Origin of the sequence: Pseudomonas sp. 22189 (assembly GCF_052045635.1) — a bacterium.
GTDB classification, from domain to species: Bacteria; Pseudomonadota; Gammaproteobacteria; order Pseudomonadales; family Pseudomonadaceae; genus Aquipseudomonas; species Aquipseudomonas parakoreensis.
In genome coordinates this window covers 104,508-124,870 of the sequence record NZ_JBQEPG010000007.1, presented here as the reverse complement: position 1 = coordinate 124,870, position 20,363 = coordinate 104,508, and the positions used below count along the sequence as shown (strand labels likewise).

Genomic DNA, 20,363 nt, shown 5'->3' with positions numbered 1-20,363 from the left:
CATAGTGTGAAAGCAGGCTCGCAGGCACGGAAATAAAGGCCCGGAGTCTGGTTGAGCGGCTAGAAAATTGCCGCTGCCTGGGTCAAAAGGCTCCCCATTGACCCGTGAAATCGAACAATTACTGCGGCCACCGGGAAAAAAGCCCGGCCACCTGCGGTAACGATTCAGACGTTGCCTGGCACAAAACGCCGCGCATTATAACCAGCGTTCTGTCATTCGGGGGTGTAGCAGTCTGTAGGCATAAACCCCGGTTTTCTGGCAGTGAAGGAAAAATCTGCTAACAATGCACACGGTGCGTATAACGGCAGCTACGCCATAATGCGCGCCGAGCTAAAAGGAGCATCCAATGAGCAGCACTGCAAACAATGCTGAAGGCGAAAAAATTCTTATTGTTGACGACGATCCGGGGCTGAGCAGCCTGCTGGAACGCTTTTTCGTCAGCAAGGGCTACCGCGCCCGTGCCGTACCGAACACCGAGCAAATGGACCGCCTGCTGTCGCGTGAAGTGTTCAACCTGGTGGTCCTCGACCTGATGCTGCCGGGCGAAGACGGCCTCACCGCATGCCGTCGCCTGCGGGCCGCGAACAATCAGATTCCGATCATCATGCTCACCGCCAAGGGCGATGAGATGAGCCGCATCAAGGGCCTGGAACTGGGCGCTGATGACTACCTGGCCAAGCCGTTCAACCCGGACGAGCTGATGGCTCGGGTCAAGGCTGTTCTGCGTCGTCAGGCCGCACCGGTGCCAGGTGCACCGGGCAGTGAAGACGAAAATGTCACCTTCGGTGATTACGTGCTGTCGCTGGCGACCCGCGAACTGAAACGTGGGGAAGAAGTGCACATGCTCACCACCGGTGAGTTTGCGGTGCTCAAGGCGCTGGTGATGAACGCGCGTCAGCCGCTGACCCGCGACAAGCTGATGAACCTGGCCCGTGGTCGCGAGTGGGATGCCCTTGAGCGTTCCATCGATGTGCAGATCTCCCGTCTGCGCCGGATGATCGAACCGGATCCGTCGAAACCGCGCTACATCCAGACGGTCTGGGGCGTGGGCTACGTGTTCGTACCGGATGGCGCCGCCACCAAGTGATCGGCGATTTGTAGGAGCGGGTCTGCGCAGATCGGGTTGATCGACCCTCTGCGCAGACTCGCAATCCGCAATATGCGAGCATGGCTCGCTCCTGCAAGTGTGTAACGGTTATCGATGAAAACCCCCGTCTGGTTCCCCCAAAGTTTTTTCTCCCGCACCCTTTGGCTGGTGCTCATCGTCGTGCTGTTTTCCAAGGCGCTGACCCTGGTTTATCTGTTGATGAACGAGGACGTGCTGGTGGATCGCCAATACAGCCACGGCGTCGCCCTGACGCTGCGTGCCTATTGGGCGGCCGATGAAGAAAACCGCGCGAAGATCGCCGATGCCGCGACGCTGATCCGGGTGGTCGGCGCCGGTGTGCCCGAGGGCGAACAGCACTGGCCGTACAGTGAAATTTATCAGCGGCAGATGCAGGCGGAGCTGGGCGCCGATACCGAAGTGCGTTTGCGCATGCACTCGCCGCCGGCGCTGTGGGTGCGTGCACCGAGCCTCGGCGATGGCTGGCTGAAAGTGCCGCTGTACCCGCATCCATTACGCGGCCAGAAAATCTGGAACGTGCTCGGCTGGTTCCTCGCCATCGGTTTGTTATCGACCGCGTCGGCATGGATTTTCGTCAGTCAGCTCAACCAGCCGTTGAAACGCCTGGTGTATGCCGCCCGACAACTCGGTCAGGGCCGCAGCGTGCGTCTGCCGATCAGCGATACACCGAGCGAGATGACCGAGGTGTATCGCGCCTTCAACCAGATGGCCGAAGACGTCGAACAGGCCGGGCGCGAGCGCGAGCTGATGCTGGCCGGGGTGTCCCATGACTTGCGTACGCCGTTGACCCGTTTGCGGCTGTCGCTGGAGCTGATGGGTGATCGCAATGACCTGACTGACGACATGGTGCGCGACATCGAAGATATGGACGCGATTCTCGACCAGTTCCTCGCGTTCATTCGTGACGGTCGTGACGAGTCGGTGGAAGAAGTGGACCTGAGCGATCTGGTGCGTGAGGTGGCCGCACCCTACAACCAGAGCGAAGAAAAAGTGCGCTTGCGACTGGAACCGATCCAGCCGTTTCCACTGCGCCGGGTGTCGATGAAACGCCTGCTGAACAACCTGATCGGCAACGCCCTGAACCATGCCGGCAGTGGCGTCGAGGTCGCGGCTTATGTGTCTGGCGATACCAGCGCGCCGTACGTGGTGTTGAGCGTGATGGACCGTGGCGCGGGGATTGATCCGTCAGAGCTTGAGGCGATCTTCAACCCGTTCACCCGTGGCGACCGTGCCCGGGGTGGCAAAGGCACCGGGTTGGGGTTGGCGATTGTGAAGCGGATTGCTTCGATGCATGGCGGCAATGTCGAGCTGCGCAACCGCTCCGGGGGCGGGCTGGAAGCGCGGGTAAGGTTACCGTTGGGGTTGATGTTGCCGCGGGATGCGGTCTAACAGTTGAAAAAGATCGCAGCCTTCGGCAGCTCCTACAGGGTACGGATTCCCATGTAGAAGTTGCCGAAGGCTGCGATCTTTTGCTGTTAACCCTTGCCCTTTGTCCGGGTCATGTTCGGCCCGCCATTCTTCTCAAGGTGTTCGATGATGATACCCGCCACGTTCTTGCCGGTGGTGGTCTCGATCCCTTCCAGGCCCGGCGACGAGTTCACTTCCATCACCAATGGCCCGTGGTTCGAACGCAAGATATCCACACCCGCCACCGCCAGGCCCATGACCTTGGCCGCACGCAACGCGGTCATGCGTTCTTCCGGGGTGATCTTGATCAGGCTGGCGCTGCCGCCACGGTGCAGGTTGGAGCGGAACTCGCCCGGTTTGGCCTGACGCTTCATGGCTGCGATCACCTTGTCGCCGACCACGAAACAGCGGATATCCGCACCGCCGGCTTCCTTGATGTATTCCTGAACCATGATGTTCTGCTTCAGGCCCATGAACGCCTCGATCACCGATTCGGCTGCGGTTGCGGTTTCGCACAGCACCACACCGATGCCTTGAGTGCCTTCCAGCACCTTGATCACCAGCGGCGCGCCGTTGACCATGTCGATCAGGTCGGGAATGTCGTCCGGCGAGTGAGCGAAGCCGGTGACCGGCAGGCCGATGCCGCGACGCGACAGCAGTTGCAGCGAACGCAATTTGTCCCGGGAGCGGGCAATGGCCACCGACTCGTTGAGCGGAAACACCCCCATCATTTCGAACTGGCGCAACACCGCGCAGCCATAAAACGTCACCGATGCACCGATTCGCGGTATCACCGCGTCGAAGCCTTCCAGCGGTTTACCGCGGTAGTGGATTTGCGGCTTGTGGCTGGCAATGTTCATGTAGGCGCGCAAGGTGTCGATCACGACCATTTCATGCCCGCGCTCGGTGCCGGCTTCGACCAGGCGACGGGTGGAATACAGACGCGGATTCCGCGACAGCACAGCGATCTTCATGCAACACCTGTGGAGGAGGTAGATACCGGGAACACCGGCTTGTCTTGTACATATTTGATGCCCGGATTGACCACCAGCTGGCCGTCGATCAAGGCTTTGGACCCGAGCAACAGGCGATAGCGCATGGACTTGCGGCAGGCGAGGGTGAACTCGACCTGCCAGACCCGATCACCGAGGGCCAGGGTAGTGCTGATCACGTAGCGCACCTGCGCCTGGCCGTTGGAGCTTTTGATGGTTTTGCGCGTCACCAGCGGCGCTTCGCAACGCCGATGACGCAACTGCACCACCGTGCCCAGGTGCGCGGTAAAACGCACCCACTTCTCGCCATCGCGTTCGAACGGTTCGATGTCGGTGGCGTGCAGGCTGGAGGTGCTGGCGCCGGTGTCGATTTTCGCCCGCAGGCCCGCGACTCCCAGATCCGGGAGCGCCACCCACTCGCGCAGACCGACAACGGTCAAATGGTCAAATGTCTTCAAAAAAATGCTCAACCGTGGCAACCGCTCAGCCCGCAAGGGCCGGATTCGCGGTATTCACGCAGAATAAGGGTTAAAAGGCGACAGATTTCTACGGCCCGGATCGCCGACGCCTCAAGCGGGTGTCGGCTGGTGCGCATTGTAATCCGCGGCGGCGTCATTCATGGCACGACAGAAACGGTAGTACAGTTCATCAATATTTCAGAATGAGGAAATTCCATGGCACAAAAAAGCGAAGAGGACGACAAGGTCCGTCTCGACAAGTGGTTGTGGGCGGCGCGCTTTTATAAAACCCGGGCCCTGGCCAAAGCAGCCATCGAAAGTGGCAAGGTGCACTGCCGAGGGGAGCGCTGCAAGCCTGGCAAAGAGCCACGCATTGGCGATGAATTCGAGATTCGTACCGGTTTTGAAGAGCGCACGGTGAGGGTCGACGCCTTGTCGATCGTACGTCGTGGCGCACCCGAGGCGCAGACGCTGTATACCGAGACCGAGGCGAGTATTGCCAAGCGTGAAGCGGCAGCGGCGATGCGCAAGGCCGGGGCGCTGGGCGTGAGCACCGACGGCAAGCCGAGCAAGAAGCAGCGGCGGGATCTGTTCAAATTTCGTGGGAACAGCAACAGCGATTGACAGACACAGCACACCATTGTGGCGAGGGAGCTTGCTCCCGCTGGAGGCCGAAGGACTCCCTATCCAGTCGATCATGTATTTCAAAGTAAAACCGGGTCGACTGGTTCTGTGACTGCTTACGCAGCCAAGCGGGAGCAAGCTCCCTCGCCACAGGTGTGTGCAAACTGTCAGTTCGCGGCAGACACCACACTCATCCGCGAAACCACCGGCAGCTTGCCCAGTAAAGCGAAAACCGGCGCAGTCACCTTCAGCCAGAAGTTGGCGGCGTGATAAGCGAACGGTGTGTAGTAACCCCAGCCCAACGCCCACACCGCCAGCAGCATGCCGCCGATGTAATCATCCTGGCCCCAGTGCGCGCCGGCCACCAGACGCGGCAGCATGAACAGCAGCGCCAGGCCCCAGACCGTGAGGAACTGGCCGATCGAGCGGCTGAATACGCCCATGAACAGTGCCCAGATCAGCAACACCGAAGCGTGGTCACCGGGGAAGCTCTGACTTGAGCGATCCTTAAGTTCCCAGGCTTTTTCCAGGTGCGGGAAGTAATCACTCAGGTGCACCGCGCCTTCCAGCACCATCGATGGACTGCTGTGCTGCCAGTCCATGTAGTCGGCGAATTTGGAAAACAGCGCGCGAATCACCACCATCAACAGCAGAATCGAGAAAAAACCGAAAAAGGCGCGACGTACGTCAATCGCCTTGAACACCCAGTCACCCTTGATCAGCAGCGTCAGCAGAATCAGACCTACAACGATGTCGAACGGGCGCAGACTTGCAATTGCCCAGATGTGGAGCCATATGGGGTTGCTGGCCAGTGGTGCATTGAGTGAGCGGAACAGCCACTCGTCGAAAATCACACACAGCATCTGGCCCGTAGGCCATAACCAGAAAGCCAGTAGCGCCAAAGGCACCACGTTACACAGAACCAGCCGGCCGAGGTTCCACCTTGATTGGAACAAACCCGGATTGTTCATAAAATGCCTCCCGTGGCTGAACATTCGCACCAAATGGGTGCGGAGAAGCGCGGGATTTTCATCTTTTGTAACCATTTTGTCATCAATTCAGATACCCAGACCTATGACTGATCTCCCGGATACCGATTACACCCAACGCTTCATCTTCGATGACAGCGACACTCGCGGCGAGCTGGTTGCGCTGGAACGCAGCTACGCCGAAGTCCTCGCCAAGCACCCGTACCCGGAGCCGGTCGCGCAATTGCTGGGCGAATTGATGGCGGCCGCTTCGTTGCTGGTGGGCACCCTGAAATTCGACGGCTTGCTGATTCTGCAGGCGCGCTCCGAAGGCCCGATTCCGCTGCTGATGATCGAATGCTCCAGCGAGCGCGAGATCCGTGGTCTGGCGCGTTATAACGCCGAGCAGATCGCCCCGGATGCGACCCTTGCCGACCTGATGCCGGGCGGTGACCTGACCCTGACCGTCGACCCGACGATCGGCCAGCGTTACCAGGGTATCGTCGACCTTGACGGTGAAACCCTGTCGGAATGCTTCACCAATTATTTCGTTATGTCTCAGCAGGTTGGCACCCGCTTCAAGCTCTTCGCCGACGGCCGTCGTGCCCGCGGCATGCTGCTGCAGCAACTGCCGGCCGACCGCCTGAAAGACGAAGAAGAGCGCGCCGCCAGCTGGCAGCACATCACCGCGCTGGCCAGCACTCTGAGCGCCGATGAATTGCTCAGCCTGGACAACGAAACCGTCCTGCATCGCCTCTACCACGAAGAGCAGGTGCGCCTGTTCGATGTGCAGAACCTGCGCTTCCGTTGCAGCTGCTCGCGGGAACGCTCGGGTAATGCGCTGGTCAGCCTGGGTCTGGAAGATGCGCAGGCACTGGTGGCTGAACGCGGTGGCGAAGTCGAGATCGATTGCCAGTTCTGCAACCAGCGTTACCTGTTCGATGCGGCCGATATTGCTCAATTGTTCGCTGGCGCAGGCGTGGACACGCCGTCAGATACCCGGCACTAAAACGGTTCAGCGCAGGTAAATTCACTGCGTAACGACGGAATTTCGCCGTTACGACGGGAGGACCCTACTCTTTTTGGGCTTTTCTGGCATAATCCGGCCCACTTTTTTCGCGGTAGTAGTGCACGACTTTCTACTACAAAACGTTTGGAGCACACTCGGCCACTGGCCGACGGGGAACCTCATGACGCAAGCCAATAACGCCGTGTACACCGATCTGAGTGTTGATGATCTGGTAAAAGAAGCCCTGCAACGCGGTGAGGGCGAGCTTGCCGATACCGGCGCTCTGGTTGTTCGCACCGGTCACCGCACCGGCCGTTCGCCAGTCGATCGTTTCATCGTTGAAGAGCCTTCCACCCAGGCCGCTATCGCCTGGGGCCCGATCAACCGCAAGTTCCCGGCCGACAAGTTCGACGCGCTGTGGGCTCGTGTCGAGGCGTTCAACAACGCGCAAGAGCACTTTGTTTCCCACGTACATGTAGGCGCGGCTGAAGATCACTACCTGGCCGTGAAAATGACCACCCAGACTGCCTGGCAGAACCTGTTCGGTCGTTGCCTGTTCATCAACCCGGCCCAGTACAACCCGGCCGGTCGTGAAGAGTGGCAAGTGCTCAACGTGGCCAACTTCGAGTGCGTGCCTGAGCGTGACGGCACCAACTCCGACGGTTGCGTGATCATCAACTTCGCGCAGAAGAAAGTGCTGATCGCCGGTATGCGTTACGCCGGTGAAATGAAGAAAGCCATGTTCTCCGTGCAGAACTTCCTGCTGCCGGCCGCTGACGTGCTGCCAATGCACTGCGCTGCCAACATCGGCGAAGAAGGCGATGTGACCCTGTTCTTCGGTCTGTCGGGCACCGGTAAAACCACCCTGTCGGCCGATGAAAGCCGTTACCTGATCGGTGACGACGAACACGGCTGGGGCGAAGGCGTTGTCTTCAATATCGAAGGCGGCTGCTATGCCAAGTGCATTGACCTGTCCGAGAAGAACGAACCGGTCATCTGGAAAGCCATCAAGCACGGCGCAGTCCTGGAAAACGTGGTCATCGACGATGCCAAGCACGCCGACTACGCCGATGTCAGCCTGACCCAGAACAGCCGCGCGGCCTACCCGCTGGAGCACGTTGCCAAGCGTTCCGCGAAGAACCTGGGCGGCGAGCCAAACGCGGTGATCTTCCTGACCTGCGACCTGACCGGCGTCCTGCCGCCAGTGTCGATCCTCAACGAAGAACAAGCGGCCTACCACTTCCTGTCCGGCTACACCGCGTTGGTGGGCTCGACTGAAATGGGTTCGGGCAGCGGCATCAAGTCGACCTTCTCCACCTGCTTCGGCGCACCGTTCTTCCCGCGTCCGGCTGGTGAATACGCAGAACTGTTGATCAAGCGCATCCGCGGCTTCGGTTCCAAGGTCTACCTGGTCAACACCGGCTGGACCGGCGGTGGCTACGGCGTCGGCAAACGCTTCAACATCCCGACCACCCGTGCCGTGATCGCCGCGATCCAGAGCGGCGCACTGATCGGTGCCGCCACCGAGCACCTGGACACCATCAACCTCGACGTGCCATTGGCCGTACCGGGCGTTGAAACCAACCTGCTCAACCCACGCAACACTTGGGCTGACAAAGCTGCCTACGACGAAGCGGCCAAGGCCCTGGCCGGTCTGTTCATTGAGAACTTCAAAAAGTTCGAAGTGAGCGACGCGATCAAGGCTGCCGGGCCAAAGTTGTAAGACTTAGTTCTGGTGAATGAAAAAGCCGCCTCTTGAGGGCGGCTTTTTTTCTTATATAAACCCTCATTTATTCTTCCTGTGTTTTTTCTTGCAGGCAAGAACAGCATCTACCTCGATTCTTGCAAGATTGACCTCAAAGTCTAAAGCCCTTAATGTTCTGAAAGCATTTTTCAACGTTACTTTTGAAAAAAAAGGTAGCTTTTTCGGTATCTCTCGGTTTACGGCAATGGCATATACAACGCAGAATTTTTTTGATTCTGGCCGAATGTCTAAATCAGCTAACTTCATTTCTTCAGGTAGTTTTTTGTTTAGTCTTTTTCGGAACTCCTTGTCACTAACAAATGCTTCGGCAGCGACGCAGCCTTGAGAGAATAAGTGGCTTAGGGTGCTCGAGCTTCTATAGTATTTGACGTGAATTAAGTCTCGAGAGTTTCTTAAAATATCGCAAAACTCGATTTTGTCATTTTTTCCGCCAAGTCCAATAGTTTTTTTGTCAAACAGTACATAATTAGGGTCGTTTGCAACGACATAGTTGTTGTATTCGTCTTCCCTTTCATGGTTGTAAGTTGGAAGGGTGTATTGATACTGAGTTAATTCACTGAGGTAGTTGTCTATGCGTTTCACGAAGTCTTGATTTACTCTGTACCATATCCCGTTTCTAAGGATATATTGTTCACTGCCATATGTTATTTCGGCGTAAAGACAGCGATATGCAGACCATGACTTATTGCTATGATGTTCCTCGTGAACTATAAAAATTTGTTGTTTCTTCAAGGCTTTTGTACATATTTTCTCTTGACTGTTGGTCTGTAAATGTCTTGCGAGTTCTTTAATTTCTAATGTCGGATGTATTGCCGCCTTGTAATGCTGGTCAAATGAGTAGCCCGATTGATACTCCCAATCTACGATTTCTGGCTCACCTAGCCAAAAATGATCAAGATATTGATCGACGGATAATCTCTCATCCAGCTCCATGTCGAGTAATAATGCAACGTCTGGGTCTTTTATTTTACTTATGTTGTCCACCCATTCGAAGTTTTCTGGAAGCTTCATTTTGAAGCGTTCTAGCGCTTCAAATAGGATGTCTGATAATGTATCAAGAGTCACTTCTGGGCATATGACAAGAGCATCTCTGCCAGTTATTTGAGTCCCGAATATGCTGACCATGGACTCTCCAGTTATCGCGTAAAGCATATCCGTCTCCGAGTCTATTTCAAGCTCAAAGATTCCTACGCTTTTAGGGCTCTGATTTCTCGAGTTCAGTGGATTGTCTTCATAGTTTGACTTGTCCAGGCTTCTGAGCTTTTCAGGACTTACAGAGTTTAAAGTTACGCGAAGACCAAAGTCGCGTTCAATGCTGTCGGATATTATCAAGTGATAGCCTGAGCCAAAAGCTAGAGAGAATATTTTCCCATGAACTCGAATTACTAATAGCGCGCCGACGGTATTTCCCTGTCCAAAAATTTCTGGTGAGAATTCTTGATCCTTGCAAAGGAAACTTGCCCATTTGGGGGGGTGAGGATCGACTTCCTTTTTTATATAAAGCGTTGCGGATCCCGTAGGAAGCTTTACTGTTTTTGGGGCGATTGAGTTTTCAACTTTTACAAACTCTATGTCGGATGCATGGTCGTTTTTTGCCAAGTAGATTGAAAGTTTTTCTTTGTTCTTTTTAGCTCTTGGCATTTTTTACTCCCTGTCTACCGGTTGCCGATTGTTCAAGGTCCCAAAAACGTTTTCCACCAAGTATCTATTACTCATTCCTCTGTATTGGATTTTATCGCTTTAGAGGAAGATTAGATCATAGCCATCAGATGGCCAGTGTGCCAACCAATTAGTTCACTAGGTTGATGAGGTGGCTTTTTTCGAAGTGTTAAAAAGCCATCTGAGCTGCAAGTTACTTGCTTGGCCATGAGTGTTACTGTCGGCCAGAATCCCGAAACGCCGGCTCCATGCTGTCCTGCTCACGCTTAGACAGGCGCAGAACCCCAGCGATGGTTTGCCACTGACTAACAACGGCCCGAAACCGTTCGATGATATTTTCTGTATTTTCCCGGCTGACTCGAAAAAACTCTGCCACTTCTCTAGCCAATTCCAGATCCAAGGCGTTATCAAAGTCCGTGATGTTCAGTTTCAACCCATCCGCATTCGCCACGGGATTAATGTCGTAAGCCTCGGACAACCGCCACCCGCGACCAGGGTCGAGAAGGAATCCGTGGTTACGCAGATGGTCGTCGGTGTTTGAAACGAGAATATTGAAGACAATTCGCGACCATAGCTCGCGCAGGTCGGTGTCGACTTCAGAGCCGTGTTCAATGATTACTCGAGCCAGTTCGATGTAGCTGGCGCCATTCGAGGCATCGTCACCGTCGACGCGGTCGGTCATGGTCATGGCGGAGGCGAAGTGGAAGCGGCCGCCGGATTTGCTTCGGTCAAAGCGTTTAACCATGAAGCAGTGATGCTGGCTCGCGTAACGTTGAGCGGTGCCAGTCGCTACTCTTAAGCCGCAGTTCTTGGCGAGAGCATTCACCACCATTTCCCAGGCACCGACGTCGTAGTCATCTCGAATGCTAGGAAACTTGGCGATCCACAGATGACCGTGCCGATCTGCGACGCTGGCCTTGGGTCTGGCGCCACCCAGCGAGCCGCCGGGTGCGATCAGCATTTTCAGCCACTCGCGTCCTTCAAGTGCTGTGTTATCCGGATCGTTTTCCAGTGCGCGGCTCGCTTGCTCCAGTGCGCGCAACTCCAGAAACAGCGGGGCTGCTATGCCGTCGCGGTCATCAAGAAAGTTGCCTTCATCGTTAAGCTTGTAGCGCAGGCCTCCAACGCGAAAGAGGTCATGTACACCCAGTAGGCAGTCGGATTCGTAAAGCTTGCTGCCGCTTGGCAACAGCCCGTCTCGAATGTCTCGCTCCAGACGCCGTTTCATCAATAAACGTCCCCAACGATCGGGGCTTGAGTCTGCAAACGCGCCGAACTGGGTTTGGTGCCCGCCGGGGAACTGGTGTCCTTCGAAAAAGTTGATACGGGGATCGAGCTTCATGAAGTTCAGTTCAGGATCGGCCAGTGCGGCTGGATCGTACTCAAACTCGAACACTTCGTTAGCACGGGCCTTTCTGACATGCAGGAATCCGAGGCGTCTTGCGCCATTTAAGGATTCCCAATCTGCATAAACCGCAATTCGCGTCATTCTTCACCTGTTTTGGAGCCGCTTTTTTTCTTGTTCAACAGTTCTGAAAGCGAGTGGGTGTTGAGGGGAAAATCTTCCGTCAGGCTGGCGATGTAGGCGCTGTCTTCCTCCACTCTTGTGCTCTTTTCGCCGACCAGAGGCGACCTCTTGATCCTGGATGTTCCGCGTACTCGTTGGGGGTTTGATCCAGGCAGCAATTGCGCGTCCTGCAATCGGCGCCCCATCTCATCGGCCTCGGCCAGTTTATTCAGATCCTTTTCCAGCCCGAGTACCTGCATGACTGATAGATAGGCACCGATGGTTACTCCCGAGCCACCAGACTCCAGTGAGCGCAGGGTTGTCAGCGACATGCCTGATCGTTCTGCGACTTGTTTGGCCGTCAGTTTACGGCGCAGGCGGGCCAGCTTCAGGCGCTCGCCAAACTCGGAAAGCAGTCTGGAAGTCGCGGGCAAGAGCGGTGCTGTCTTATTAGCCATGTGCCAATATTCCTTCATTTTTAAGCCTTAACTACCAGAATAGTAGCACTTAAGACTAAGAAGAATGTTCGGCAAGACAAGTGGAGGCAGAAACAGCTAACTGGAAGTATTCCACCTGTTTTTATGGCTAATAAGCATAATTTTGGTACTTATTTGTCTTCGTCATTGTCAGGAAACGGTGTGCTTTGAAGGTGCTCTTCAATTTTCCAGCGGCATCTTTGGAGCAGTTGGCGAGTCGAGGTCTCCGTGCTCGCGGCGAAAGATTTCATCTGCCTGTTTGACGCTTTCCATCAGCTCATCAAAAAATTTGCTCACGAGAATCTCCATCATTTGATTGCGTTTTTTCCATCGCTCTCAGGTATTGCCTGAGAGCGATTCGCTCACTCAGCTTCAGGCCGGGGCTTTCCAGCTGAGCATTTTCTGCTGGGCGACTTGCAGCAGGTCGCTGCCGTCTTTGGTCAGCAGGTAGAGGGCATGGGTGATGTGCGGGATGTCTTCGACGTCGGCGTGTTTGAAGCAGATGCAGTAGAGCGTTTGCAGCAGGTCACTGGACGCACGCAGGCGCTGGACGGCGCATTCGAGGATGTCTTGCGGGTTGGCATCGGTGTCGATGACCAGGGGCTTGGTGTCAGTGAGGTTGGAGTCGACGGGGCGGTAGCGATCGGAGTGGAGCTCGTTCCATGATTTCATTTTTAGATCCTCAATTGCTTCGAATGAAGCCACCACATCGTGACCAAGCGACTGGAGGCGACTGTGTTCGGGTTGGTCAACCGGTGAGGATCATGCACATACCCGGCACGCTCGAAAGCGTCCCAAACACAGCCACCATAACGCTGCTGGCAATTGAGTGCCGGCAGCATACAGCGGACGCGAATGCATGATCCAATCGGGTGACCAAGCCCGAGCCGCTGAATTGGCAGCGACAGTCACAACTATAGGTTTCGGCCTATCGGCGCCGATAGAAGACAAGGCGCCGCTGCGTGTAGGAACGGGATGCAGATTCGAGCAGGCCGTTCCTACAGATCTATCACGGTTTTCAACGAATCGCCCGATACCCCTCGACATCCAGCACACTCGTCGTCAGTCCGGTCGCCGGCGCGTAGATCCCGCCCTTCACCGACGAGAAAGGCAAACCTCTGCTGCCCAGCGACACGTAGCGTTCGCCTTGGTCCAGTTCGGTGAACCAGGTGTAGGAGTACTTTTCCATGGCCTTGTATTTCGCGGCGTCCCTGACCATCGCATCGCCGCATTGCTTCAGGGCGGCGTCGCTCAGGTTCAGGGAGTTGGTCAGCGGGGTGCCCCAACGCTTGAGGCAGGTCTCGGCGAAGTGGCGCACGAATTGGCCGGGTTCGGCGAGGACCTTCGGGCCGGCGTTGCCGTCAGCGGCAGCGTTGCCGACCAGGGTGGCGTGGCGGCCGGGGATCGGGAAGATATGCGTGCGCGTACCGGTAGCCGTTTGCGGGATAACGCAGCTGAAACCTTTCGAACGCTCGTCGCGGGCATAGAAGCCAACGTACTCTTTGACGTTGCTGTTGAGTTTGACCCGATGTTCCTGGAAGTTGCCGATACCGGGCACCGGATCAATGGCGAGGATCTTCACCGGAATGCTTTTCAAAGCACTGTCATTGAACATGGCGTTGGCCAGCATATGGCAACTTATACCGCCTCGACTCCAGCCGACCAGGTTGACCTGAGTGGGAATAATGCCATCCTTGCGGAACGTTTTAATGATTTGCTCCTGCAACTTCTGCTGGGTCACGCTGCGTTCTCCGTAGTTGTATTTACGCCAAAACCAGGAGCCTTCGATTTTTACATCTTCAATGGGAATACCGGCCGCTTTGAGACGGTTGTATTCCGCTTCGGTCAGTTGTTGGCGTTGCCAGTCGCACTTGCCTTTGATGATGTTCATTGCGTGCAGCACGTTTTCCTCCCAGCCCTTGCCGAACAACGTGCCGCTGAGACCGTAGTCGGCAGATTTGGTGAACAGCTCATCGGCCTGCAGGTTACTGGAGCCGGGGCCGTCGACGACAATCCATTCGGCGAACTCGCGGCCCGCGTGGTGCGAAGCGAGAGTGGACACCAACTCGCCGTTCCAATAGTTGTTGTTGCTGGTGTCGAACTTGGTGGAACCCGTGCCGCAAAAGAAAATAGTCAATGTGCTCATCATGTTGCTCTTGAATGAATTAAGAGCAAGCAGGCTAGTTTTTTATATTGCGGATATGAAGTGGTTAGTTGTTGCGTTGTTTGTGCGCGTGATTTTATAAAGCGTTTGCAAGTTGAAGTTTTGCTACTTCCAGAAGTTCGCAGCCGTCTTGGGTCAATAAATACAGGGCGTTGACGATGTTCGGGATGTCTTTGACATCGGCCTGTTTGAAACACAAACAGTAAAGAGTCTCCAGCAAATCGCTGGCGGCACGCAGGCGTTGATGCGCAGCGTCGAGCAGTTCGCCGTGGCTGGCTTGGGTATCTATGGTCAGCACCGGATGATCGCCGTCGGTGCTTTTGAGCGGGCGATAACGATTGGCCAGCGGGTTATGCATGTTCATGTTCAGACGTGTCCTGTACGAAGTCGCTCCAGTGGTTGCAGCCGCGCCGGCCACTATAGAAGTGCGTGGCAAGGGGTCACAAGACCGCCGTGATGGACGGAGTTCGTAGGGGTTTTTCCGAGACTCGGGCAATTGCCCTACAAGGTTTTGCAGCTTTTTCGAGGTAAAACCCTTAGCGCAGAAATTTCCCACGGGATTCACAGGCGTTTCTTGAGAATCCTCTGTATGGTGCGCGCCAGAAACTGTAGGACGTTTCCAAACGTCCGATGCGCGCTTAAAGGGAATTGAGTATGCGGTGGCTACGAATAGCCTCGATTTTATTGCTGGGGACCATGGGTTGTCGCTTGGCCGTAGCTGCTGATGCCGGCAACGGCTGGGTGTTTGTCGATCTGCAACGCACCGGCTGGCCCGACGCGCTGTCCAGCCAGGCCCGCATCGATACTGCTTCACGTGCCGAAGTGTTGATGTTCGCCAAAGTCCTGTTGGCGAGTGAAACGCTGGATGCTGGCGCACTGCAACGGCAACTGGATGTGCCGCATGTGCGGCTCAAACCGATCCGACAGGTGCGCGAGGGACTGTGGGAGCGTTTGCTGGGCATTTATCGCAACGCCAGTCAGGACTGTGGCGAACAGCTGTTCTGTGCACGAGTGCGCAGTGTGGCGGACCTGCGACAACTGGCGGCGGCGTTTACCGGCGATATCAGTCCGGCCCATGCACAGTGGGCGAGCAAGAGCCAGGGTGTGCATGAACAGGAACTGAATGCGCAACTTCGGGTGGCCGTGCTGCGTCCCTAGCCTGTCGTTGCGACGAGACCTAGGTGACTACGTGATCTGCAGTGGCGCGCATGGCGAGGGGCGGAATGTCATCGGGGAGTTGCATGCATCCGCCCAGCAACAGCGATGCGAGCGTCAGGGTGAGGAGCAGTTTCAGTCTGTCGGACATGTTTATTCCTTGAGTTGACCCACGGGTGTCGGCCGTCCTGGCACGACGCTCGTTTCGTGGATGCGGCGCACGTTACCTGCCTTGCGGTCAGGCCGGCGAGAGGCAAATTGTTTCCTTTGTTTGATCCGGTGGGATCCGCCCCGGCGCTGTATCATCCCGTATCGAATTGACCCCCGACCTTTTCTCGACTCGCTGTGATCGCCCGCTAGGCTGTTGGCATCACAGCGGTCAACGGAGTGACAGCGCATGCACCACACCCTGGAACAGGTTTTCGGTTATCCACAGTTTCGACCCGGGCAGGAAGCGGCAATCAGCGCTGTATTGGCCGGGCGCTCGGCGGCGGCGATTTTCCCCACCGGGTCCGGCAAGTCACTGTGCTATCAAGTGCCGGCGCTGTTGCTGCCGCATCTGACCCTGGTGGTGTCGCCGCTGTTGGCGTTGATGCAGGATCAACTGGCATTCCTCAAACGTCACGGTATCAGTGCCGGCAGCATCGATTCGGCGCAAAGTCGCGATGATGCCAATGACGTGATGGCCCGCGCCCGTTCGGGTGAATTGAAGATTCTGATGATTTCGGTGGAGCGCCTGAAGAACGAGCGTTTCCGCAACTTTTTGCAGCAGGTGCCGATCTCGTTGCTGGTGATTGATGAAGCGCACTGTATTTCGGAATGGGGCCACAACTTCCGCCCCGACTATCTGAAGCTGCCGGACTATCAGCGCCAGTTCAACATCCCGCAAACCCTGCTGCTGACGGCCACGGCGACGCCGAAAGTTGTCGCCGACATGCAGGCCAGATTCGCCATCGCCGCTGCTGATGTGGTGACCACCGGTTTCTATCGACCCAACCTCAATCTGCTGGTGGAACCGGTACGCGGCGAGGACAAACGCCGGCGCCTGGTGGAGTGGATGAGCGAGCGTCCAGGCCAGCCGAGCATTGTCTACGTGACGCTGCAGAAAACTGCCGAACACATCGCCGAGCATCTGGGGCGCAACGGCATACAGGCCCAGGCCTATCACGCCGGTTTGCCCAATGATCAGCGCGAGGCGATTCAGAAGGAATTCATGGCCGGGCAGTCCAATTGCATCGTCGCAACCATTGCCTTCGGTATGGGGATCGACAAGAGCGACATCCGCAACGTGGTGCATTTCGACTTGCCGAAATCCATCGAAAACTACAGTCAGGAAATCGGTCGCGCCGGACGCGACGGGCAGCCGTCGGATTGCCTGGTGCTGGCCAACCGCGACAGCCTCAACGTGCTGGAAAACTTCGTCTACGGCGATACCCCGGAGCGTGAGGGGATTCGTTGTGTGCTGGAAGAAATGCAGGCTGCCGCAGCCGAAGGGCAGTGGGAGTTTCTGCTCGGGCCGCTGGCCGACCAGAGCAACATTCGCGCGTTGCCGCTGAAAACTTTACTGGTGCAAATGGAGCTGTGCGGTTTGATCGCGCCGCGCTATGCCTATTACGCCGAATACCGTTTCAAATACCTGCTGGAGCCGGAAGCCTTGCTTGAGCGTTTCGACGGTGAGCGCAGGGATTTCGTCGCGGCCATCATCCACACCTCCAGTCGCGCACGCACCTGGGCCACGGTGAATTTCGAAGCGATGTACACGCAGTATTCGGCTGAGCGCAACCGGGTGGTGAAGGCGCTGGATTACTTTCAGGAGAAGGGCTGGGTCGAGCTTGAGAGCAAGCAGATGACCGAGGTCTACAACGTGCTGCACAGTGATTTCGACAGCGCTGTTTTGAGCGCCGAATTGCATGCGTATTTCACCCGGCATGAACAGACTGAAATAGCACGGATTCACGCCATGCTCGATCTGTTCGGCACTGAGCGTTGCCTGGGTCATCGCCTGGCCGAGCACTTCGGCGATCACAACGCCCCCGAGCGATGCGGGCACTGTTCGGTGTGCCACGGTGATGTCGCACGCCTTCCGGCGCCTCCCGAGTTGCCAGCGCTTGTGGATAAAAACTTCGCGGCGCTGTGCGGTGATTTTATCCACAGGCACGAACAGCACACTGGCAGTGTGCCGACGGCGGAGCGGCTGACGCGGTTTCTGTGCGGGATCAGTGTGCCGTTGTTCACCAGGTTAAAGGCACGGACGATTTCGGGGTATGCGGCGCTGGAGGAGTATCCGTACGCCGAGGTTCGCAGTTGGGCTCAAGAACATCTCTGATAGGTCGGCGGTTCCTGCAGTGTGCGATTTCAGGGCGATTGGGGTTTATCCATGCGCTGAATGTCGCTCATCACGGTAATAAACTTCAAAAACGTCCGGTGCCTGACTATGGTGAAGGCTGTCTTTGGATCGCCAACAAGAGAACAACATGAGCCAGACATCCTTCGATATTCAGCAAGCTGCCGTGATCGGCGCGGGCACCATGGGCCGCGGCATTGTCATGTGCCTGGCCAATGCTGGCATCGCCGTGCAGTGGGTCGATAACAATCCACAGATGCTTGAGCAGGCACTGGCGACGGTGGCCGACACCTATGCACACAATGTGCGTCAGGGCCGGATCGATCAGGTCGAAGCCGACGCACGCCTTGCCCGGATCAGCGCGGCGGCGGATTACCCGGCGATTCGCAATGTCGATCTGGTGATCGAAGCGGTATACGAAAACCTTGAGCTCAAGCAGAAGATCTTTCGCGAGCTGGATGGCCTGCTCAAGCCTGAGGCGTTGTTGGCGAGTAACACTTCGGCGCTGGATATCGACGCGATTGCTGCTGCGACTCGACGTCCGTCGCAAGTGCTCGGCCTGCATTTCTTCAGCCCCGCGCACATCATGAAACTGCTGGAAATCGTCCGTGGGGCACAGACTTCGCCGCCTGCACTGGAAGCGGCGCTGGCGCTGGGCAAGCGCATGGGCAAGGTCAGTGTGGTGTCGGGCAACTGCCACGGCTTTATCGGCAATCGTATGCTGCATCCGTACGTGCTGGAGGCGCGCAAGATGCTGCTCGAGGGCGCTTATCCACAACAGGTGGATGCGGCGCTGCAGGGGTTCGGTTTCGCCATGGGGCCGTTCCGCATGTATGACGTCGTCGGTATTGATCTGGAATGGCGCGCACGCGAGCTGGCCGGCAAGGGGCAGGATGCGCCGGAGGTTCAGGTGGACAACCGTTTGTGCGAGATGGGCCGCTTCGGGCAGAAATCCGGCAATGGTTATTATCACTATGAGCCGGGCAGTCGACAGGCCGAGCCTGATCCCGAAGTCGATGCACTGGTGCTGCGGGTCAGCGAAGAGCTGGGCTTCCAGCGCCGCGCGATCGGTCCGGAGGAGATTCTGGAGCGTTGCCTGCTGGCGCTGGTCAACGAGGGCGCAAAGATTCTTCAGGAAGGCATTGCCGGGTCGGCCCATGACATTGATCTGGTGTACCTGAACGGCTACGGATTCCCGGCCGACAAGGGCGGTCCGATGGCCTGGGCGGATCAGCAGGGGCTGGCGGACATTCATCAGCGCTTGCTGGCACTGCAAACGCGGCAGGGTGATCAGTGGCAACCGGCGCGCTTGATTGGCGAGCTGGCGGCTCAGGGCAAGGGGTTTGCCGAACGCTGATTGCTAGAGCCACCAAGGTTTCGCCTTTAGACTGCTCGCAAAACTTCCTGGATCAATGCTGATGTCCAACCCGATGCCACAACGCTCCGATTACCCGCATTTCCAGCCGGTCACCACGCGCTGGCACGACAACGACGTCTACGGGCATGTGAATAATGTCACCTATTACAGCTTCTTCGACACTGCAGTGAATACCTACCTGATCCAGGTCGGCGGCCTGGATATTCATGACGGCGAGGTGGTGGGGTTTGTGGTCAGTTCGGCCTGTGACTACTTTGCCTCGATCGCTTTTCCGGACTTGATCGAGATCGGTCTGCGGGTCGGCAAGCTGGGCAACAGTTCGGTGCAATACGAATTGGCGTTGTTCAAGGTCGGTGAAACTGAGGCCTGTGCGGCGGGGCGTTTCGTCCATGTATTCGTGGAACGAACGAGCAATCAGCCGGTGTCGATTCCAGGCAGATTGCGTGAAGCGCTGGAGCGTCTGGTGGTTTGAACCAGAGCAAAAAAAATCGCAGCCCAAGGGCTGCGATTTTTGCTTTCCCGCTTAACGCAACGGATTAGTCGCGATAGTAGCGGTGATGTTTGCGGTGACCATAAGCGTGGCCACGGCCAGGATGACGGTCGCGGTAGTAGCGACGGTCGTCGCGGCCGCGATCGTAATGACGATCATCGTCACGGCTTTCGTTACCCATGTAGTTGCCCAGCGCGCCACCGGCGCCGCCACCTGCTGCGGCGCCGATCAGGCTGCCGGTGGTGCCGCCCATGCTGCGGCCGACCACGTTACCGCCGGCTGCGCCCAGCGCACCACCAATGGCTGCTTCGCCACGGCTGTGCTTGTTGGCGCCGACCGCGCTACCACCCGCGCCGCCCAGGGCTGCGCCAATGGTTGAACCTGTATTGCCGCCTAAAGACTGACCGACGACCGAGCCAAGAACCCCGCCCAATGCGCCGCCCACACCTGCTTCGGTGGTGCCTCCGGCAGAAGCGAAGCCACTGACCAGGCCAAGGGACAACAAGAGAATCGAGGAGAACTTCATAGAGGAGCCTCAAAGGGATGACGGCGCGATCCTGAGGCTCTGTACCAAGACTGACAATCGAAATCCGACGAATAACACGACCTGTATACAATTCTGCAAGTTGCTGTTTTGTATGCGGAACTTAAGCGATTTTCGCCGGTCTTTAGCTACTTCGGACAGGCCGTTTTTGAGAAAAAACGGCCTTTTTTGTGGGCGTTCGAAAGCTTCAGGAAACTGAGACTCAACACAGATTCTTTGGCGAGGGAGCTTACTCCCGCCGGGCCGCGAAGCGGCCCCAAAAAATGCAAAACGGAGGCAGTCCTGCGGCCTCCAGCG

20 protein-coding genes are annotated in these 20,363 nt (G+C 56.8%); 9 read left to right on the top strand and 11 right to left on the bottom strand.

Annotated features, from left to right (window positions below; genetic code table 11):
- Nucleotides 1-346: 346 nt before the first annotated feature.
- Both ompR and ACTJKS_RS09635 read left to right on the top strand, forming a co-directional pair.
- Complete coding sequence (gene ompR, locus ACTJKS_RS09640) at nucleotides 347-1,087, top strand: osmolarity response regulator transcription factor OmpR (RefSeq protein ID WP_003220637.1); 741 nt, start codon at nucleotides 347-349, stop codon at nucleotides 1,085-1,087.
- Nucleotides 1,088-1,201: 114 nt separating this feature from the next.
- Nucleotides 1,202-2,515, top strand: a complete 1,314-nt coding sequence (locus tag ACTJKS_RS09635; RefSeq protein WP_027611205.1) for an ATP-binding protein — start codon at nucleotides 1,202-1,204, stop codon at nucleotides 2,513-2,515.
- Nucleotides 2,516-2,601: 86 nt separating this feature from the next.
- Here ACTJKS_RS09635 and rimK read toward each other — a convergent pair whose 3' ends face one another.
- Nucleotides 2,602-3,507, bottom strand: coding sequence for a 30S ribosomal protein S6--L-glutamate ligase (rimK, locus tag ACTJKS_RS09630; protein WP_007949201.1), 906 nt, complete (start codon nucleotides 3,505-3,507; stop codon nucleotides 2,602-2,604).
- On the bottom strand, nucleotides 3,504-3,983 hold the full coding sequence (rimB, locus tag ACTJKS_RS09625; protein ID WP_047290814.1) for a retropepsin-like aspartic endopeptidase RimB: 480 nt from the start codon (nucleotides 3,981-3,983) through the stop codon (nucleotides 3,504-3,506). Before rimB ends, rimK begins: the two co-directional genes overlap by 4 nt.
- 216 nt (nucleotides 3,984-4,199) lie before the next feature.
- On the opposite strand from rimB, the gene ACTJKS_RS09620 reads away from it, so the two are divergent.
- Nucleotides 4,200-4,607 carry an RNA-binding S4 domain-containing protein gene (locus tag ACTJKS_RS09620; RefSeq protein ID WP_108181376.1) on the top strand — a complete coding sequence of 136 codons (408 nt, stop codon included), beginning with the start codon at nucleotides 4,200-4,202 and terminating at the stop codon, nucleotides 4,605-4,607.
- A 167-nt stretch (nucleotides 4,608-4,774) separates the two neighbouring features.
- Here ACTJKS_RS09620 and ACTJKS_RS09615 read toward each other — a convergent pair whose 3' ends face one another.
- Entirely contained in the window at nucleotides 4,775-5,578 is an 804-nt protein-coding gene (locus tag ACTJKS_RS09615; protein WP_108181377.1) for a phosphatase PAP2 family protein, read from the bottom strand.
- Between the two features lie 103 nt (nucleotides 5,579-5,681).
- Here ACTJKS_RS09615 and hslO point away from each other — a divergent pair, with 103 nt between their 5' ends.
- Together hslO and ACTJKS_RS09605 are read left to right on the top strand one after the other, a co-directional pair.
- Nucleotides 5,682-6,584: an Hsp33 family molecular chaperone HslO gene (gene hslO, locus ACTJKS_RS09610; protein WP_041071252.1), complete on the top strand. Its 903-nt coding sequence runs from the start codon at nucleotides 5,682-5,684 to the stop codon at nucleotides 6,582-6,584.
- 181 nt (nucleotides 6,585-6,765) lie between these two features.
- Nucleotides 6,766-8,307 carry a phosphoenolpyruvate carboxykinase gene (locus tag ACTJKS_RS09605; RefSeq protein ID WP_041071255.1) on the top strand — a complete coding sequence of 514 codons (1,542 nt, stop codon included), beginning with the start codon at nucleotides 6,766-6,768 and terminating at the stop codon, nucleotides 8,305-8,307.
- A 63-nt stretch (nucleotides 8,308-8,370) separates the two neighbouring features.
- Here the strand turns inward: ACTJKS_RS09605 and ACTJKS_RS09600 are convergent, their stop codons facing one another.
- The 6 genes from ACTJKS_RS09600 to ACTJKS_RS09575 form a co-directional block, all read right to left on the bottom strand.
- Entirely contained in the window at nucleotides 8,371-9,990 is a 1,620-nt protein-coding gene (locus ACTJKS_RS09600; protein ID WP_262947708.1) for a TIGR04141 family sporadically distributed protein, read from the bottom strand.
- Between the two features lie 232 nt (nucleotides 9,991-10,222).
- Nucleotides 10,223-11,497, bottom strand: a complete 1,275-nt coding sequence (locus ACTJKS_RS09595) for a type II toxin-antitoxin system HipA family toxin (RefSeq protein WP_440828821.1) — start codon at nucleotides 11,495-11,497, stop codon at nucleotides 10,223-10,225.
- On the bottom strand, nucleotides 11,494-11,973 hold the full coding sequence (locus ACTJKS_RS09590) for a helix-turn-helix domain-containing protein (protein ID WP_108181380.1): 480 nt from the start codon (nucleotides 11,971-11,973) through the stop codon (nucleotides 11,494-11,496). The genes ACTJKS_RS09595 and ACTJKS_RS09590 overlap by 4 nt, the downstream gene beginning before the upstream one ends.
- Nucleotides 11,974-12,363: 390 nt before the next feature.
- Nucleotides 12,364-12,663, bottom strand: coding sequence for a hypothetical protein (locus ACTJKS_RS09585; RefSeq protein WP_108181381.1), 300 nt, complete (start codon nucleotides 12,661-12,663; stop codon nucleotides 12,364-12,366).
- 346 nt (nucleotides 12,664-13,009) lie between these two features.
- On the bottom strand, nucleotides 13,010-14,137 hold the full coding sequence (locus tag ACTJKS_RS09580) for a hypothetical protein (RefSeq protein WP_108181382.1): 1,128 nt from the start codon (nucleotides 14,135-14,137) through the stop codon (nucleotides 13,010-13,012).
- A gap of 94 nt (nucleotides 14,138-14,231) precedes the next feature.
- Entirely contained in the window at nucleotides 14,232-14,519 is a 288-nt protein-coding gene (locus ACTJKS_RS09575; RefSeq protein ID WP_108181383.1) for a hypothetical protein, read from the bottom strand.
- A 290-nt stretch (nucleotides 14,520-14,809) separates the two neighbouring features.
- Here ACTJKS_RS09575 and ACTJKS_RS09570 point away from each other — a divergent pair, with 290 nt between their 5' ends.
- Nucleotides 14,810-15,313 carry a polysaccharide deacetylase gene (locus ACTJKS_RS09570; RefSeq protein WP_108181384.1) on the top strand — a complete coding sequence of 168 codons (504 nt, stop codon included), beginning with the start codon at nucleotides 14,810-14,812 and terminating at the stop codon, nucleotides 15,311-15,313.
- Between the two features lie 19 nt (nucleotides 15,314-15,332).
- On the opposite strand, the gene ACTJKS_RS09565 is transcribed toward ACTJKS_RS09570, so the two are convergent.
- Nucleotides 15,333-15,461 (bottom strand): hypothetical protein, encoded by a 129-nt coding sequence (locus ACTJKS_RS09565; RefSeq protein ID WP_260687873.1) that lies wholly within the window; start codon nucleotides 15,459-15,461, stop codon nucleotides 15,333-15,335.
- A gap of 246 nt (nucleotides 15,462-15,707) precedes the next feature.
- On the opposite strand from ACTJKS_RS09565, the gene ACTJKS_RS09560 reads away from it, so the two are divergent.
- The 3 genes from ACTJKS_RS09560 to ACTJKS_RS09550 all read left to right on the top strand — a co-directional run bounded on the left by ACTJKS_RS09560 (nucleotide 15,708) and on the right by ACTJKS_RS09550 (nucleotide 19,504).
- Nucleotides 15,708-17,636, top strand: a complete 1,929-nt coding sequence (locus ACTJKS_RS09560) for a RecQ family ATP-dependent DNA helicase (RefSeq protein WP_108181385.1) — start codon at nucleotides 15,708-15,710, stop codon at nucleotides 17,634-17,636.
- Between the two features lie 148 nt (nucleotides 17,637-17,784).
- Entirely contained in the window at nucleotides 17,785-19,011 is a 1,227-nt protein-coding gene (locus tag ACTJKS_RS09555; protein ID WP_108181386.1) for a 3-hydroxyacyl-CoA dehydrogenase, read from the top strand.
- 61 nt (nucleotides 19,012-19,072) lie between these two features.
- The gene (locus ACTJKS_RS09550; protein WP_108181387.1) at nucleotides 19,073-19,504 is read left to right on the top strand and encodes an acyl-CoA thioesterase; all 432 of its coding nucleotides are present in this window, start codon (nucleotides 19,073-19,075) and stop codon (nucleotides 19,502-19,504) included.
- A gap of 64 nt (nucleotides 19,505-19,568) precedes the next feature.
- On the opposite strand, the gene ACTJKS_RS09545 is transcribed toward ACTJKS_RS09550, so the two are convergent.
- Nucleotides 19,569-20,048, bottom strand: a complete 480-nt coding sequence (locus tag ACTJKS_RS09545; protein ID WP_041071273.1) for a glycine zipper domain-containing protein — start codon at nucleotides 20,046-20,048, stop codon at nucleotides 19,569-19,571.
- Nucleotides 20,049-20,363 lie beyond the last annotated feature (315 nt).